Here is a 15,172-nt window from a genome sequence, read left to right as displayed (position 1 = left end):
CGCTGGTGCCGTGACCAGCGTGTTCGTGCTCGACTACCCGCTACGACTGCTGCCCGGCCTGATCGTGACGGCGGCGGCGTTCCTGCTGCTCGGCCGGTCCGCCCCTGTGCCGCGGGCGGTGCTGCTCGTCCTGGGGTTCGTCCTGGTCCGGGACACGATGACCCCGCTCGGGCTGTGGACGCTCGGCACGGCGCCGCACGGGGCGCTGTGGCTGCGGTTCGTCCCGGACGCCGGCGTCCTGGTCGGGCTCGGTGTCGTCGGCGCCGCAGGGGCGGTCGCGGTGGCGTACGGGCCGCGCGACCTGCGCGGGCTGGTGGTGTGGGGCCGGCTCGGGCCCCGCGCGCTCGCGACGGCGCTGGGTGCGGCCGCGGTGGTCGCCGGGCCGGTACTCGCTCTGCTGTGGACGGTGCCGGCGGACACCCGCGGAGGTGCCGTGCCGATCGCGCTGCTGCCCGCGCTGGCGGTGCTCGCGTTCGGCGGGAACCTCCTCGAGGAGGTGCTCTTCCGGGGAGTGCTGCAGGGCCTGCTCGCCGGACGGAGCGGGGTCGGCCCGGTCCGGACGGTGCTGCTGTCCGGACTGTTCTTCGCCGCCGGGCACATGTTCCTGGCCACGACGGTGACGGACCTGGGGTGGCCGGTGCCGGCCTTCACCCTCGTGGAGGGCCTCGCCTGTGCCTGGGTGCGGATCCGGTGCGGGGTGTTGGCGAGCACCGTCACGCACGGCACGGTGATCTTCGTGCTGGCGTCCGGCCTCTGAGCGCCTGCTACGAGGTCAGCTTCTCCAGCGCATCCGCGCCGGTCGCCGGGCCGTCCGACGCCTGCAGCTCGCGGGACAGGCGCTCACAGCTCGCGCGGACCCCCGCGTCGTTCACGACGGCCTCGACTGCCTCGAGGAGCGTGTGGGTGTCGAGCGCGTCCGGGTCGAGCCGGCGCCCGCAGCCGAGCTCCTGCACCCGCCGGGCGTTCATGTCCTGTTCGGGCATCTGCGGGACGCCGACCTGCGGCACCCCGAAGTACAGGGCCTCCATCGTCGAGTTCATGCCGTTGTGGGTGACGAATGCGTCCGCCCGGGGCAGGACCTGCACCTGGGGGACGTGTGCGCGCACCTCGACGTTGTCCGGGAGCGGCCCGATCCCGGCCGGGTCGACCCGGTCGCCGACCGCCATGAGGACGTGCCAGCGGCTGCCGCCGAACGCGTCGGCGCAGAGCCGGAAGAAGTCGGGGCGAGCGTTGAACACGGTCCCCAGCGAGATCAGCAGCAGCGGGGCGTCCGGATCGCGTGGCACCCGGTCGACGTCGTCACGGCGGCCGTCGACGGACGGCCCGAGGAACACGAACGAGTCGTCGAACGTGTCGCCTGCCACCTGGAACTCGCGGGGGATGAACACCAGGTTCAGCACGCCCGGCACCCCGAACGTCGTCGGGTCGTGGTGCAGCCCGTGGTGACCGGCGAACGTGGCGATCCGCTCACCGAACGCGGTGAACGCCTTCCCGGCGGCGACCGCGACGGGCGAACGGTCCACGACGTCGCGGCGCAGGTCGAAGTGCTCGTTGCCGGCGAACGTCGGGTGGAGCGCGACGTGGGGCACGTCCAGCTGCTGCCCGACGAGACCGGTCACCGGGCTCATCGCGTCCCCGCACAGGGCGTCCGGGCGGTCGCGCCCGTAGAACCCGGTCAGGACCGGGAACGTCTCCTCGACCGAGGTGGCGAAGGCCTGCATCCGTCGGGTCAGGTCCTGCGGGTCCGGAGGGGTGCTGTCGGTCATCGGGGGCGGCCCGTCCGGCATCCGCAGCGGGACCTCGATCGGCTCCGCCCCGGCGGCACGCACGGTCTCGAGCATGCCCGCCCCGGTGGCGTAGCTGACCCGGTGCCCACGCCGGACCAGCTCGGCGACCAGCGGCAGCGTCGGATTGATATGGCCGTGCGCGGGCACGCTGACGAACGCGAAGTGCCTGCTCATGATCTCCGTCCTCCGGATGCCGGCCCTGCGGGCCCGTGAGTGGTTATCGCGGTCCAGGCCGCGATAACCACTCACGGGTGCGTCAGCGCAGTACCCCTGACGGCGCCGGCGGTCAAACCGGCGAGCGTCCGCCGCACGTGCTCGATCGTCGTGCGCTCGGTCGTCCGGGCCTCCGGTGTGTCCACGCGAATGGTGTTGACATGAATGCCCGTGTTATTGCGGTGAAACCAGTGACAGATCCCGTTGCTGCCGGACGACCAGACGTGCATCGTTGCTCCGGCAACGGTCGGATCGTCGCCGCCCGCGGCCTTGCGGAAGTCCATGTACGAGAAGAAGTTCACCGCGTACGGCCAGGCCGGCAGCTCTGCGAGCTCCGGAGCCAGTGCGTACCAGGCCTTGACGAACGGCACCTCGATATCGGCCAGCATTCCGGTCATCGCATTGTTGGCGGCGGCGATGATGTCGTCGACATCGAGGTCGGCGGCGACCGTGAACTCCACGGGCATCGTGTTCACGTACCAGCCCACGGAATCCGTGAGGTCGCCCCGGCCGCGTTCGTTCACCGGGAGGAATCCCCGGTACTGCTCCGGGCCGCCACCGTCGCGGAGCGCGATTCCGGTGGCGGCCAGGAGCGCTGCGGACATGCGGACGCCCTGCTCCTTGCAGCGTGCCGCCAGCGTCTCCGCGTCGTCCGGTCCGAGGAGCCGGTCGGTTCGATTGGTCGCCGGGTGCATGGTGGTGCCGTCCTCGATGCCGAGATCGAGTGGGAAGCGCGGGAAGAAGCCGCCGTTGCGGTCCATGAAGGCGCGCCAGGACGCGAGCCGCGGGTCCTCGGCGTCGACCTCGTCGAACTCCTTCCGCTGCTGCTCGGTGAAGGCGACATAGCTTCCGACCTGCGGAAGGTCGGCCGTGCCGCCGTCGGTCTCAGCCCGGTAGGCGGCCGCGAGGTCGCGGGCGATGACGGGCACCGAACCGCCGTCCGACACGAGGTGATCGCAGGCGACGAACACCGTTGTCGATCGGGTGCGTTCGACCGTGCCGACGGCGATGAGGGGCCACGAACCGACGTCGATCCGATCGTAGAAGTACGCGAACAGGTAGTCGCGCAGGGCCTCCGTGGTGTCGACGGGTCCGATGTCGTGGGGGCTCGTGGAGACCGTGTCCGGATCGATCACCGCACAGGTGAGATCGCCGTCCGAGCCGACGCGTTCGAAATCGCAGCGAAGGATCTCGTGGCGTGTCAGGAGCTCGCGCAGTGCCGCCCGGAAGGCCGGCCGGTCCGGCGCTCCGGGGAGCTCGAGGACCAGCGCGATCCATGATCTCAACGGTGCGGACCCGGCGGATTCCTCGAGTCCGGACGTGTAATGCTTGAACTGGTTGTACGAGGTGGGGCGGTGTGATCCGTGCTGCGTTCCGGATCGCGTCAGGGACCATTCGACGACGTGGCCGGGTTCGATGTCCACGTCGGTCAAGGGCTGCTGCAGCACATGCGCTCCACGTCGTCGTTATGCAGGCTATATCGGTGGGATCATGTCATCCTCTTCGGCGTCGAATCGCCAGGGGGGAATCAGCCCGGGGAGATCGGGCCGATAAATCTACCATTCGGGGACAAATTCCCTGGTCGCCCCCGCCACCGGCTGCCGGTGACCGTCCGGGCTCACCGGACGTCGCGCCCAGGGGCACACCACTGCTGCGCGCTGGTGATCGAACAGCGCTCCCGTGCCCTTCGACGTGTCCTGGCGCGCCGGCGAGGGCGAGATCGGCTACCGGTAGTTGTCGAACTGCAGCGCGATCCCGAAGTCCTTCGACTCCAGCAGGGCGATGACGGCCTGCAGATCGTCCTTCTTCTTGCCCGAGACGCGCAGCTGGTCGCCCTGGATCTGGGCCTGGACGCCCTTGAGCTTCTCGTCCCGGATCGCCTTGCTGATCTCCTTGGCCTTGTCCTGCGCGATGCCCTGCAGGATCTTCCCGGAGGCCCGGTAGGTCTTCCCGGAGATCGCCGGCTCATCGACCTCCAGCGCCTTCAACGAGATGCCGCGCTTGATCAGCTTCTCCTTGAAGACCTCGATGCCGGCCCGGAGTCGCTCCTCGGTCTCCGACTCGAACGTCACGGCCTCCTCGCCGGCCCAGGAGACCGTCGTGTTCGTGCCGCGGAAGTCGAACCGCTGGGACAGCTCCTTCGCGGCCTGGTTCAGCGCGTTGTCGACCTCCTGGCGGTCGACCTTGCTCACGACGTCGAACGACGGGTCTGCCATCTCGGTCCTCCTCGGGTCGGGCCCCCTCGTCGAGGCCCGGTCGGTCGTGTCGTATCCTCGTCCACGCACTCAGCGAGATCGACGTGCACCCCGGCTGGTTGCCCGAGCGGCCAAAGGGAACGGACTGTAAATCCGTCGGCATTGCCTTCCAAGGTTCGAATCCTTGACCAGCCACAGCAGGTGAAAGAGGCCCCCGAGCAGCGGAAACGCTGGTACCGGGGGCCTCTTCCGTCGTCCGGGCAGCGACTCGCCCTGCCTCGGTCCGCCGCCCGGGCCCGCGTTCCGCGGTTGATTGCCGGGAGCGTCCCTCCCGGCGTCGAGCACCCGAGATCCATTCTGGACAGCGGCCACCGCACCGCCGTCCACGAGCAGGTCGGACCCGGTGACGAAGGTCGAGTCCGGCCCGAGGAGGAACGCCGCCGCGTTCGCGATGTCGGCCGGCGTGCCGAGTCGTTTCGTCCCCGAGCTGCGCACCATCGCCTGCATCGAACCCCCGGAACCACCGGTGAGCTCCTGATGACCCATCGGCGTCGAGATGACGCCCGGGCTGATGCTGTTGATGCGAGCGCCGCGCTCGCCCCACGCGACGCTCGCCGCCTGCACCCGCAGCTGACATCCGCGCTTCGCCATCGCGTAGGCCGCCCCCGGGTCCGGGACGGCATCGGGCCGGAGGAAGGGCAACGTGAGCAGATCGTCGGACGGCGTGCGGGCCAGGGCGCCGGCCATGTCACCGGGGAACCGGCTCGCCGTCAGGGCCGCCGCCATGCTCGAGATGACGACGCCGGAGCCTCCCGGGGCGATGACGCGGGCGAACTCCTCGAGGCTGTAGGCGACACCCGCGAGATCGACGCGGAGGATGGCCTCGATCGACGCCTGCTCCGGGGACAGCCCGGCGGTGTGCGCCACCTGCGTGACCGCACCCATGCCGGACGCGGTGCGAGCGAGCGCGGCGAGGGAGTCGCGGGAGGAGACATCGACCTCCTGCGTAGCCACCGTGTACCCGTCGGCACGCAACGAGCCCGCCACGCGGTCCAGCGTTTCCTGGTCGAAGTCCGCCAGCAGGACGTGCCGCCCTGATCCGAGGCGCCGGGCGATGGCGTCACCCATCCCGCCGACACCGATTACCACCAGGACGTCGGTCATGGTGCTCCTTCTGTCGTGAGGTGCCGGCTGCGCTCAGCCTCCGTTGGACTGGCGCACTCCCCCGGCCAGCGCGTCGAACCGGTAGACGAAGCCCCCCGCGGGGCCGCTCACCGTGACGTAGGCGTCCGTCGTGCCCCGAGGTGACCGCCGTGGCGTCTGCGCTCAGGGTGAGACGGTCGATGCGGTTGGCGTCGAGCCGGCTCACCCACAGGGCGCCGCCGTCGAGGTCGAACGAGATCCCGTTCGGGTTGGGCTGGTGATCCGCCAGCACGGAGGCCTCGGCGGTCTCGCGGTCGAACCGCAGGACCCGGCCGGACGGCGCGGCCGCCGGGTAGGCCGTGGGGGACGAGTCGGACACGAAGAGGTTCCCCTCGTCGTCGAACGCGATGTCGTCGGGGTGCATCGGTCGCCCCTCGATCCCGCCCTCGGCGAACACCCGCGGGCCGTCCCCGTCCGGGGTGATGCTCACGATCCGGCCGCCGGCGTGACGCGCACCGCTCAGCCCTCCGCAAGCTCGCGCTGCTCGGTGTCCGGGGCAACCAGGACGTCGTCCATGCCACCCTCCCGCCACTCGGCGAGGAGCCGGTGGAAGGCGACCGGTCCCGGGCTGTACGAGGTGGGCGCGGCCCGCCTCTTCCCCTCGCCGTTGTAGTAGCCCGGGGTGCACCCGGCCAGGAACTCGGAGTTGTCGACCGCGACCTCCCGCAGCGTGGCGATCCAGGCGTCCTCGGCCTCGCGCGTGGGCTCGACGTAGCGCGCACCGGCCTTTCCCGCGGCGGCGACGACGGCGGCGATGTGGCCGGCCTGCTCCTGCAGGATGTGCACGAAGTTCACGGAGTTCGCGTTCTGCATCGCGCCGAGGTGGAACAGGTTCGGGAAGCCGTGGGAGTAGAAGCCGTGCAGGGTCCGCGGGCCGCGGGCCCAGGCCTCGCCCAGCGGCGTCCCGCCCCGGCCGTAGACCGGCAGGGTCCCGGAGACCACGCCCGAGACGCCAGTCTCGAACCCGGTGGCGAAGATGATGCAGTCCACCGGGTACTCGTCCTCGCCGACGACGACCCCGGTCTCGGTCATCCGCGTGATGCCGCCGTGGTCGGCGGTGTCCACGAGCGTGACGTTCGCCCGGTTGAAGGCCTGCAGGTACTGGTCGCTGAACCCGGGCCGCTTGCACATGTACCGGTACCAGGGCTTGAGGGCCTCGGCCGTGGCCGGATCGGTGACGAGGTCGTCCACCCGGGCCCGGATCTCGTTCATCGTGGTGAAGTCGGCGAGCTCGTCGAGCCGCTCCCGCTCGGCCGGGTCCAGCGTCGTGTCGACGGCGCCGGTGATCATCTTGCGCTGCAGGCGGGCGGTGGAGGTCCACCGGTCCTGCGTGAGGTCCTCGTCCACCTCCTCGCCCGAGAGGATCGCGAGGAAGTTCTCCATCCGCTCGCGCTGCCAGCCGGGCTCCAGCGACGCCGCCCACTCCGGGTCGGTGGGCCGGTTGTCCCGCACGTCGACCGTCGACGGCGTGCGCTGGAAGACGTACAGGTGCTGCGCGTCGCGTGCCACGTGCGGGACCGCCTGCAGGCCGGTGGCACCGGTGCCGACGACCGCCACCCGCTTGTCCACCAGCCCGGTCAGGCCACCGTCGGCGTCACCGCCGGTGTAGCCGTAGTCCCACCGGCTGGTGTGGAAGGTGTGCCCGCGGTAGTCCTCGATGCCCGGGATGCCCGGGAGCTTGGGCTGGGTCAGCGTGCCGGAGGAGACGACGACGTAGCGGGCCCGCATCACGTCCCCGCGGTCGGTGCGCACGATCCACTCGGCGCCGTCCTCGTCCCACCGCAGCTCGGTCGCCCGGGTCTGGAAGACGGCGTCGCGGTACAGCCCGTAGTGCTCGGCGATCGCCACCGCGTGCCGGCGGATCTCCTCGCCGGGGGCGTAGCGCCACTGCGGGACGTAGCCGACCTCCTCGAGCAACGGCATGTACACGTAGGACTCGATGTCGCAGTGGATGCCCGGGTACCGGTCCCAGTACCAGGTGCCGCCGAAGTCCCCGGCCTCGTCCATCATCCGGACCGACTCGACGCCGGCCTCGCGCAGCCGGGCCCCGGTGAGCAGGCCGCCGAAACCGCCGCCCACCACCAGGGCCTCGACGCGGTCGGTCAGCGGCTCGCGCTCGACCCGCGCCGCGTGGGGATCCTTCGCGTAGTAGCCGAACTCTCCCGCGGCGCGCCGGTACTGGCCGTTGCCGTCCGGGCGCAGTCGCCGGTCGCGTTCCCGCCGGTACCGCTCGCGCAGGGCGGCCGGGTCGAAGCCGGGACCGGAGGCCGGGTCGAGGGGGGAGGGGGTGGACGTCGTGGCGTCGTCCAAGGCAGGGCCTTCCGTCGTGTCGTCGCGGTGACACGATGAAACGTACACCCATGTACGTTTTACTCGCCATCCGGGAGCGTGCGACCCGTGGTCGCTACCCTCGCTCCATGTCCGAGGCACCCACGCGGCGCGACGCGACGCGCAACCGCGAGCGTCTCGTCTCGGCAGCGGCACGCGTCTTCGCGGCGCGTGGACCGGACGTCCCGCTCGAGGAGATCGCCGGCGCGGCCGGGGTCAGCCGCACCACGCTGCATCGCCACTTCGCCGACCGCGCGGCGCTCGCCGCGGCCGTGCTGCAGGAGAACGTCTCGAGGATCGAGGCGCGGTCGGCGGCGCTGGCCGAGGTGGACGATGGTGCGGAGCAGCTGTACCACTACCTGCTCGACGTCCAGCTCGAGGCGCCCTGGCTCGCCCGGATGGTCGCGGGCGAGGACACCCTGGAGGTGGGCGATCTGGCCGACCGCACGGCGGCGGCACTCGAGCCGCTGGTGCTGCGCGCCCACGCCCTCGGTGTGCTGCGCCCGTCGGTCACGACCCGGGACGTCCTCCTCACACTGCCGATGGCGATGGCCGTTCAGCTGGCCGATGCGCACAGCGGCCGCCAGGCCCGCACCGCCAGGACCCGCGCCATCCTCCACTGCGGACTCTTCACCACGGACCCGCCGGATCGCGGGCTGCCGAGCCCCCGCGGAGAGTGAACACTGCCCGGCGGGTCGCCCGCCCCGTGACGGGCCTCCACAGCGTCCGCGCGACGAGCAGCACACGACCCCGGCTGCTGGAGTCCGGCGCTCGACTGGAACACCAGGTCGACCGGCGCGCCGCGCTGGTCGAGGGCGTCGCCGGGCTCGGCGTCCGGACCCTGCGGGACCCGGCCGTCGGTGGCCGGTGCCCTGGCGGCTGTGATCTCCGGACATTCTCGGAACTGTCGAGAAAGGGGTACGGCCCGATTCAGGGATGGTGCGGCAGCACCACGTGCGAGGGATGCTCGGGTCCGTGCAGCACCTCGTAGCGGATCGGCTGCCCGGACACCGCCGCGGACATGCGTTCGCCGGTGCCGTGGTTGCGGGCGAACCGCGGGAACGCGGCCCCGGCGATCTGCACCCGCAGCCGGTGCCCGGCGCGGACCCGGTAGCCGGTGGGCCCCAGTGCCATCCGGACCACCGTGGTCCCGTCCGGCGAGGTGGCCTCCCGCTCCGGGGCGAGCCGGTGCATCGCGTCGGTGATGTTGAGCGAGGCACCGTCCGGGCCGACGTCGCACAGCCGGACGAACACGTCCCCCTGCTGGCCCGCGGTCCGCACGTAGACCACCGCCGAGACCTGGCCCAGCAGGTCGAGGTCGTTCTCGAGTACCTCGCCCGTGTAGACCAGCACGTCGTCCCGGGCCTCGACGGGCCGGTTGTCGTGCTGCTTGGACGGCGGCTGCAGCATCGGCCCGCCGACGCTCGGCGTCGGGTCGGCCGGGTCGTAGACGAACGTGTCCAGCTCCCGGGAGGTCGCCGGCTCGGCGCGCAGCCGCCCGCCGGGGGCGAGGTACCACTCGGTCGGTGACGCGTCCGGCGGCGGCCAGCACGGCAGGTCGGTCCAGCGGTCGGCGTGCTGCACGTACACCCGCACCGGGGCGCGGTCGTCACCCGGCTCGCCGTGCAGGTGCCGACCCAGCCAGTGCACCATCTCGTGCGCGATCGTGGACAGCGAGCCGCGGTCGCCGTGGGTCCACGGCCCGATCGTGATCCGGGCGGTCGCCCCGCCCCGCTGCAGCGCGGTGAAGTCGACCAGCTGCCGGTCCAGGAACAGGTCCCACCAGCCGGTGACCATGCAGACCGGCGGCATCGCGGCGGCGTCGAACCCGTCGTGCTCGGCCGGCGCCCAGAACTCCCGCGGGCGCTCGGCGTGCTCGACGAAGTCCCGCCAGAACACCACCGGCCCGCCGGTCAGCGCGACGTCCGCGGCCTGCAGCGGTAGCGCGGCCACGGCGCGGCGCTTGCGGCGGCTGAACACCGGCGTCGCCAGGAAGCCGGTGACCGCGCCGCTCCGCTCCTGACGGCCGATCTGGTTCACCCAGCTCGCCAGGTTCAGCAGCCCGGGGGCCCCGCCGGGGTAGAAGGTGCTGGTGAACTCGGAGGCGGTGATGTCGGCGTTCATCGAGCACAGGCCGGGCTCGGCGTACGGGGCGATCGCCCACTGGGTGTGCCCGACGTAGCTGGGCCCCACCATGGACACCCGCCCGTCGCACCACTCCTGCGCGCGCACCCAGTCCAGGGTGTCCAGCCCGTCCGGGCTCTCGTGCAGGAACGGGCGGAACTGCCCGCCCGAGCCGAACGTGCCGCGGGTGCTCTGCACCAGCACCTGGAACCCGCGCCGGGCCAGCAGCGACCCGATCAGCGAGCCCAGGCCGTCCCGACCGTACGGGGTGCGCATCAGCACGGTCGGGCGCGGCTCGAGCGGTCCGGGCCGGCGGTAGAGATCGGCCAGCAGGACGACGCCGTCGGACACCGGGATCCGCAGCTCCCGCTCGCGCACGTACGGCACCGCGGGGCCGATCATCCCCAGCTGCCGGTCCACCAGGCGTTCCGCGAACGCGGACATCGCCACCTCCCCCCGGCCCGCCCCCTGCGTGCCGCGGTGCGATCGTAGGAGAGGGGCGCCCCGTTGCCGCCGTCCGGCCGTGCCCGGTAGCCAGACCGGGTGACTCCGACGCCGCCGGCCCCGCCGTCCCGCCCCTCCTGGCCGACGGCACGGTCACCCCGCGCGCCCTGCGCGACACCGATGTGGACGACCTGGTGACCATCCACCGGGACCCGCTCGCCCACCGCTGGACGCGGAACGCCGACGGCCCCGGACGCGGGCCGGCGGCCGTGGTGTGACGCGCGCTCCGCACTGCGGAGATCCGCCGGGGGGCGGGCGTAGCCTGCCCCGCGTGCAGATCGTGCGGATGTCGTGCTGCGGGTACGACTGGGTCGGGCCGGACCGGGCGCACTGCTGTACCCGGACCGGCGGCTGCGGCGCCGTCTTCGACGACGCGCAGCTGTGGGACGAGCACCGCCCCGGCGGCCGGTGTACCGATCCGCGGACGATGGGCCTGGTCGCCACCCGGAACGGGATCTGGCTGCGCACCCTGGACGCCACCGGCTGAGGTGCTTCAGCCGGACCGGTCCCGGGTGATGGCGCGGAACACCGCGTCGACCGGGCCGGGGTTGCGGACCGCGGCCAGGTTCAGGCCGGTGAACCACAGCACCGAGCCGGTGCCGAACCCCCGGCGGCCACCGGCCCGGCAGCAGAGCTCGATCTCCCCGGCGTCGACGATGATCAGCGCGCCGCGCCACTCGTCCTCGTCGTGCGGTCGGGAGCCGCCGGGCGGGAGGGTGACCCGGCGGGTCCTGAACGAGCACGGCCCGGGCACGCCCACCCCCCTGCGTCCCGCGACCGCCCGGCGGCGGTCACTGTTGTCAGGGGATGACCGGCCGGACGCGCCCGACTCATCGGTGCCACGCTCGCCCGATCGCCGGTGTGCTGTAGGACCGGTCAGGCGACGGCCCGCTCGTCCAGGACGTCGCGGACGGTCTCGAAGCCGATCCGGGCCGCATCGGCGACCCGGGCCCGGTCGGTGGTCAGCCCGCGCACCCCGGCCGAGGTGTGCGGGGCGAGGGTGAGCAGGTGCGCCCCCGCCCGGTCGGGATGCGCGGCGTCGGCGAGCAGCGAGAGGGTCTCGCCGTGCCGCGCCGAGTCCTGCGCCATCCGGCCCAGCCCCGGGGCCAGCCGGTCCAGCGAACGGGCCCACAACGGCGCCCGGACGTCCGATCCGGCCGGGGTGACCAGCTCGTCGACGGTGCGGGTCATCAGTGCGAGCACGTGGGTCGCGCCGCCGCGCAGTGCCCGGGTGACCGGCAGCGGGTCGCCGACCGAGCCGTCGATCCAGTCGTCGTCGCCGATCCGCACCGGCGGCCCGGCCAGCAGCGGGATCGCCGCGGTCGCCCGCATCGCGGACTTCCAGGTCGGCCCGTCCGGCAGGTCGGTGAGCACGTGCGGGGTCAGGTCGCCGGCCCGGGTGACCAGCACCCGCAGCGGGACCGGGCTGTGCACCAGCGACGACCACTCGGTCGGCCGGGAGTCGACCAGGATCCGGTCGAGCAGGTGGTCCAGCGACACCATCGGCCGCCGGCTGCCCATCCGCCGCGGGTCGATGAACTCCCGGCACGCCATGTCCTCCGGGAAGATCCGGGCGGCGTCCGCGCCGTGCCCGAGCACCAGGGCGGTGCCCACGAACGCGCCGGCCGAGCTGCCCCAGACCTCGTCCACGCAGCCGGCCAGGCCGGCCTCGTCCAGCGCGTGCACCATGCCGCCGGCATAGGCGCCGCGCATCCCGCCACCCCCGACGACCAGGGCCAGCCGCTGCCCGTCGGCGTGCCGTCGTGGTCCGCGGCCGGTGTCCCGGCGGCGTCGCAGCAGGCGCAGCACCTCGTCGTCGCCGTGCACACCGGGCGCGACGGATCGGGTTCGCATCACCCCATCATCTCCGGTGCCGTCCCGTCGCCGGTGCCGCCGGTCCGATGGCCGTTCAGCTGCCGCCAGCCGATCGCGGTACACCGCCGGGCGCCCGGACGACCCCGGCCACGGTGGCGCTAGTAGGTTGCGGCGCCCAGGGGGTGGGGTCGTGACGGGACGACGGGAGATCCGGCTGGGGGCGATGGAACGGACGTCGCTGCCGCCGCTGCACGCACGCGCCCGGGACGCCCGGCGGCGACGCCCGGTGGTCGGCGACGCCGCCGCGGCCGGCACGGCCGACGGGCTCGACCTGGGTGCGGTCCCCGGCCGCGCCGACGCGCTGTGCACGCTGCTGCGCGGGGCGGTCCTGGACCACTGGGTGCGCGAGTTCGCCGCCGCACATCCGGAGGGCACCGTCGTCGAACTCGGGCCCGGACTCGACGCGCGGGCCGGGCGGATCGGGGACGGCACGCCGGCGAACTGGGTGGACGTCGAGCTGCCCGAGGTGGCCGAGCTGCGCCGGGAGCTGCTCCCCGGCCCCGCGCACCTGGTGTCCGGTTCGGTGCTCGACGAGGACTGGCTGGAGGTGGCCCGCGACCTGCCGGGGCCCTACCTGCTGGTGTCCGACCAGGTGCTGGCCCTGCTCCCGGAACAGGGCGTGCAGCGGATCGTGTTCACGGCCGCCCGGATGCTGCCCGGCGCGACGCTGGCCACCGACGTGCTGTCCCGGGCCGCGGCCGCCCGGCTCGGCGCCCGTGCCCTGCGGGACCTCGACGTCGACTGGACCTGCGAGGACCCGCGGGAGCTGGAGCCCTGGGGGATGCGGCTCACCGACTCCTGCGCCGCGGGTGACCCGCCGGCCGCGGTGGCCGGCCGGTTGCCGCGGGCGACCCGGGCACTGGCCGCGGCGCTGCGTGCGGTCCCGGCGCTGCACGGGCACCGGCTGGCCCGCTACGAGATCCTTCCGGGCTGACCCGCCCGGAGCTTCCCGGCCGCCCGTGGCCGGACCCTGCTCCCCAGCGGGTCAGGCCACGAACGGATCGGCGTCCGCCCGCAGCTCAGGCACCGGCCCCACCGGTCCCGCGCGCCACCCGACCGGGCGGCACGACCGGTACGGCGAGCGGGCCGGCCCGCGGTGACGCGGCGGCGCCGCGGATCATCACAACTGACGAGTGGCCACGAGTAGGGTCGGCGGTGTGACCGCCCCGAAGATCGAGGCCGACCCGGCGGAGGTCGGCCTGGACCCCGACCGGCTGGCCCGAGTGGACACCCACTTCCAGCGCTACGTCGACGACGGCAGGCTCGCCGGCTGGACGATCGCGCTGGCCCGGCACGACAAGCTCGTGCACCTGTCGCACTACGGCCTGCGCGACGTCGACACCGACCGGCCCGTCACCGACGACACGATCTGGCGCATCTACTCGATGACCAAGCCGATCACCTCGGTGGCCGCGCTGATGCTCTGGGAGCGCGGGCTGCTGGAGCTGACCGACCCGGTCTCGCGCTACATCCCCGCGTTCGCCGACCAGCGGGTCTACCGGGGCGGCTCGGCGCAGAACCCGGGGACCGACGCCGCGCTCGGGCCGGTACGGGTGCACCACCTGCTCACCCACACCGCGGGCCTGACCTACGGCTTCCACCACGCGCACCCGGTGGACGAGATGTACCGGTCGAAGGGCTACGAGTTCGGCGCCCCCGCCGGCGTCGACCTGGAGACGGCCGCGAACACCTTCGCCGGGTTCCCGCTGCTGTTCCAGCCGGGCACCGAGTGGAACTACTCGGTCGCCACCGACGTCCTGGGCCGGGTCGTCGAGGTCGCCTCCGGGCAGCGGCTCGACGAGTTCTTCCGGACCGAGATCCTGGACCCGCTGGGCATGGCCGACACCGGCTTCCACGTCCCGGCCGGGGACGACCGGCTGGCCACGCTCTACAACGCCCGCCCCGGCGGCGGTCTGGTCGAGAACAAGGCGCTCGGCGCGTCGATCACCCGCGAACCGGTCTACCTGTCCGGCGGCGGCGGGCTGGCCTCCACCGTCGGGGACTACCTGCGCTTCGCCCGGATGCTGGCCCGCGGCGGTGAGCTCGACGGCGTCCGGATCCTGGGGCCGCGCACGCTCGCCCACGCCACCCGCAACCACCTGCCCGGCGACGCCGACCTGGACACGATCGGCCGCCCGATCTTCTCCGAGTCCGCGTTCGGCGGCGTCGGTTTCGGGCTGGGCTTCTCGGTGGTGATCGACCCGGCCACCACCAAGCAGCTGGCCAACCCCGGCACCTACGCCTGGGGCGGCCTGGCCTCGACCGCGTTCTGGGTGGACCCGGTCGACGACGTCGTGGCCACCTTCTTCACCCAGCTCGTCCCGTCCAGCACGTACCCGATCCGTTCCCAGCTGCAGACGCTGGTCGGCCAGGCGGTGATCTCCTGATGCAAGCCTCTCCCGGGCTGGCGTTCGTCGTCCGGACGCTCGTGGTCGCGGCGGCGCTGTGGGTCGCGACGGTCCTGGTGGACGGCATCGAGCTGAGCGGCTCGTCCACCGGCACCCGGATCGGCACGCTGCTCGTCGTCGCGCTGATCTTCGGCCTGGTCAACGCGGTGGTGAAGCCGGTCGTGGCGACGATCGGCTGCCCGCTCTACATCCTGACCCTCGGCCTGTTCGGCCTGGTGGTGAACGCCCTGCTCTTCATGCTGACCGGCTGGCTGTCGGACACGGTCGGGCTGCCGTTCGGCGTCGACGGGTTCTGGTCCGGGTTCTGGGGCGCGATCATCGTGGCGATCGTGTCGTTCTTCCTGCACCTGGTGATCCCGGACCGGGTGGATGGGCGCTAGCGCCCGTGAGTGGTTATCGCGGTCCGGACCGCGTGTCTGTGCTCAGGACATCCGAGACAGTTGATGTCTCACCACATCGCGGACACTGATCAAGCCCAGCGGGGTGGGCGGGCCGGTCGGATCCGGTCAGCCTGCCCCGTGTGGGCAGAACAGGG

Annotated in this window: 14 protein-coding genes, 1 tRNA gene and 1 pseudogene; 7 read left to right on the top strand and 9 right to left on the bottom strand. The window is 72.8% G+C overall.

Translation table 11 applies throughout. The features are described from left to right. Positions 1–10: 10 nt before the first annotated feature. Complete coding sequence (locus ACLFMI_RS06920) at positions 11–757, top strand: CPBP family glutamic-type intramembrane protease (protein ID WP_410946899.1); 747 nt, start codon at positions 11–13, stop codon at positions 755–757. Positions 758–764: 7 nt separating this feature from the next. Here ACLFMI_RS06920 and ACLFMI_RS06915 read toward each other — a convergent pair whose 3' ends face one another. From ACLFMI_RS06915 to ACLFMI_RS06905, 3 genes are all read right to left on the bottom strand, one after another. Continuing rightward, on the bottom strand, positions 765–1,961 hold the full coding sequence (locus ACLFMI_RS06915) for a macrolide family glycosyltransferase (protein WP_410946898.1): 1,197 nt from the start codon (positions 1,959–1,961) through the stop codon (positions 765–767). Between the two features lie 71 nt (positions 1,962–2,032). Continuing rightward, complete coding sequence (locus tag ACLFMI_RS06910) at positions 2,033–3,448, bottom strand: condensation domain-containing protein (protein WP_410946897.1); 1,416 nt, start codon at positions 3,446–3,448, stop codon at positions 2,033–2,035. A gap of 276 nt (positions 3,449–3,724) precedes the next feature. Continuing rightward, the gene (locus tag ACLFMI_RS06905; protein ID WP_410946896.1) at positions 3,725–4,216 is read right to left on the bottom strand and encodes a YajQ family cyclic di-GMP-binding protein; all 492 of its coding nucleotides are present in this window, start codon (positions 4,214–4,216) and stop codon (positions 3,725–3,727) included. Between the two features lie 92 nt (positions 4,217–4,308). Between ACLFMI_RS06905 and ACLFMI_RS06900 the strand changes: the two genes are divergently transcribed. Continuing rightward, positions 4,309–4,390 (top strand) — tRNA-Tyr (locus ACLFMI_RS06900). Between the two features lie 213 nt (positions 4,391–4,603). Here the strand turns inward: ACLFMI_RS06900 and ACLFMI_RS06895 are convergent. The 3 genes and pseudogenes from ACLFMI_RS06895 to ACLFMI_RS06885 form a co-directional block, all read right to left on the bottom strand. Further along, positions 4,604–5,323, bottom strand: a pseudogene (locus ACLFMI_RS06895) (SDR family oxidoreductase); the annotation flags it as partial. Beyond that, a complete protein-coding gene (locus tag ACLFMI_RS06890; protein ID WP_410946895.1) occupies positions 5,316–5,828 on the bottom strand; it encodes an SMP-30/gluconolactonase/LRE family protein in 513 nt (170 codons plus the stop codon). The pseudogene ACLFMI_RS06895 and the gene ACLFMI_RS06890, both read right to left, overlap by 8 nt. Positions 5,829–5,857: 29 nt before the next feature. Continuing rightward, a complete protein-coding gene (locus ACLFMI_RS06885; protein WP_410946894.1) occupies positions 5,858–7,708 on the bottom strand; it encodes a flavin-containing monooxygenase in 1,851 nt (616 codons plus the stop codon). Between the two features lie 107 nt (positions 7,709–7,815). Here ACLFMI_RS06885 and ACLFMI_RS06880 point away from each other — a divergent pair, with 107 nt between their 5' ends. Beyond that, positions 7,816–8,406, top strand: coding sequence for a TetR/AcrR family transcriptional regulator (locus ACLFMI_RS06880; RefSeq protein WP_410946893.1), 591 nt, complete (start codon positions 7,816–7,818; stop codon positions 8,404–8,406). A 250-nt stretch (positions 8,407–8,656) separates the two neighbouring features. Here ACLFMI_RS06880 and ACLFMI_RS06875 read toward each other — a convergent pair whose 3' ends face one another. Then, complete coding sequence (locus tag ACLFMI_RS06875) at positions 8,657–10,294, bottom strand: CocE/NonD family hydrolase (protein WP_410946892.1); 1,638 nt, start codon at positions 10,292–10,294, stop codon at positions 8,657–8,659. 331 nt (positions 10,295–10,625) lie between these two features. Between ACLFMI_RS06875 and ACLFMI_RS06870 the strand changes: the two genes are divergently transcribed. Beyond that, positions 10,626–10,841 (top strand): FDXHR family putative zinc-binding protein, encoded by a 216-nt coding sequence (locus ACLFMI_RS06870; protein ID WP_410946891.1) that lies wholly within the window; start codon positions 10,626–10,628, stop codon positions 10,839–10,841. Positions 10,842–10,847: 6 nt separating this feature from the next. Here ACLFMI_RS06870 and ACLFMI_RS06865 read toward each other — a convergent pair whose 3' ends face one another. Then, positions 10,848–11,108 (bottom strand): hypothetical protein, encoded by a 261-nt coding sequence (locus tag ACLFMI_RS06865; protein ID WP_410946890.1) that lies wholly within the window; start codon positions 11,106–11,108, stop codon positions 10,848–10,850. 122 nt (positions 11,109–11,230) lie between these two features. Beyond that, positions 11,231–12,208: a patatin-like phospholipase family protein gene (locus ACLFMI_RS06860; RefSeq protein ID WP_410946889.1), complete on the bottom strand. Its 978-nt coding sequence runs from the start codon at positions 12,206–12,208 to the stop codon at positions 11,231–11,233. 151 nt (positions 12,209–12,359) lie between these two features. Between ACLFMI_RS06860 and ACLFMI_RS06855 the strand changes: the two genes are divergently transcribed. From ACLFMI_RS06855 to ACLFMI_RS06845, 3 genes are all read left to right on the top strand, one after another. After that, positions 12,360–13,163 carry a class I SAM-dependent methyltransferase gene (locus ACLFMI_RS06855; protein ID WP_410946888.1) on the top strand — a complete coding sequence of 268 codons (804 nt, stop codon included), beginning with the start codon at positions 12,360–12,362 and terminating at the stop codon, positions 13,161–13,163. 223 nt (positions 13,164–13,386) lie between these two features. Beyond that, on the top strand, positions 13,387–14,616 hold the full coding sequence (locus ACLFMI_RS06850) for a serine hydrolase domain-containing protein (RefSeq protein WP_410946887.1): 1,230 nt from the start codon (positions 13,387–13,389) through the stop codon (positions 14,614–14,616). Then, the gene (locus ACLFMI_RS06845; protein WP_410946886.1) at positions 14,616–15,017 is read left to right on the top strand and encodes a phage holin family protein; all 402 of its coding nucleotides are present in this window, start codon (positions 14,616–14,618) and stop codon (positions 15,015–15,017) included. Before ACLFMI_RS06850 ends, ACLFMI_RS06845 begins: the two co-directional genes overlap by 1 nt. Positions 15,018–15,172 lie beyond the last annotated feature (155 nt).

It is taken from the genome of Pseudonocardia nantongensis (genome assembly GCF_046546495.1).
GTDB lineage: Bacteria > Actinomycetota > Actinomycetes > Mycobacteriales > Pseudonocardiaceae > Pseudonocardia > Pseudonocardia nantongensis.
This window is presented reverse-complemented; position numbering and strand designations above follow the sequence as displayed.

Coding starts and splice junctions, on each gene's coding strand:
- ACLFMI_RS06915 (WP_410946898.1), bottom strand. CDS start 1,961: ATGAGCAGGCACTTCGCGTTCGTCAGCGTGCCCGCGCACGGCCATATC.
- ACLFMI_RS06905 (WP_410946896.1), bottom strand. CDS start 4,216: ATGGCAGACCCGTCGTTCGACGTCGTGAGCAAGGTCGACCGCCAGGAG.
- ACLFMI_RS06880 (WP_410946893.1), top strand. CDS start 7,816: ATGTCCGAGGCACCCACGCGGCGCGACGCGACGCGCAACCGCGAGCGT.
- ACLFMI_RS06875 (WP_410946892.1), bottom strand. CDS start 10,294: ATGTCCGCGTTCGCGGAACGCCTGGTGGACCGGCAGCTGGGGATGATC.
- ACLFMI_RS06860 (WP_410946889.1), bottom strand. CDS start 12,208: ATGCGAACCCGATCCGTCGCGCCCGGTGTGCACGGCGACGACGAGGTG.
- ACLFMI_RS06845 (WP_410946886.1), top strand. CDS start 14,616: ATGCAAGCCTCTCCCGGGCTGGCGTTCGTCGTCCGGACGCTCGTGGTC.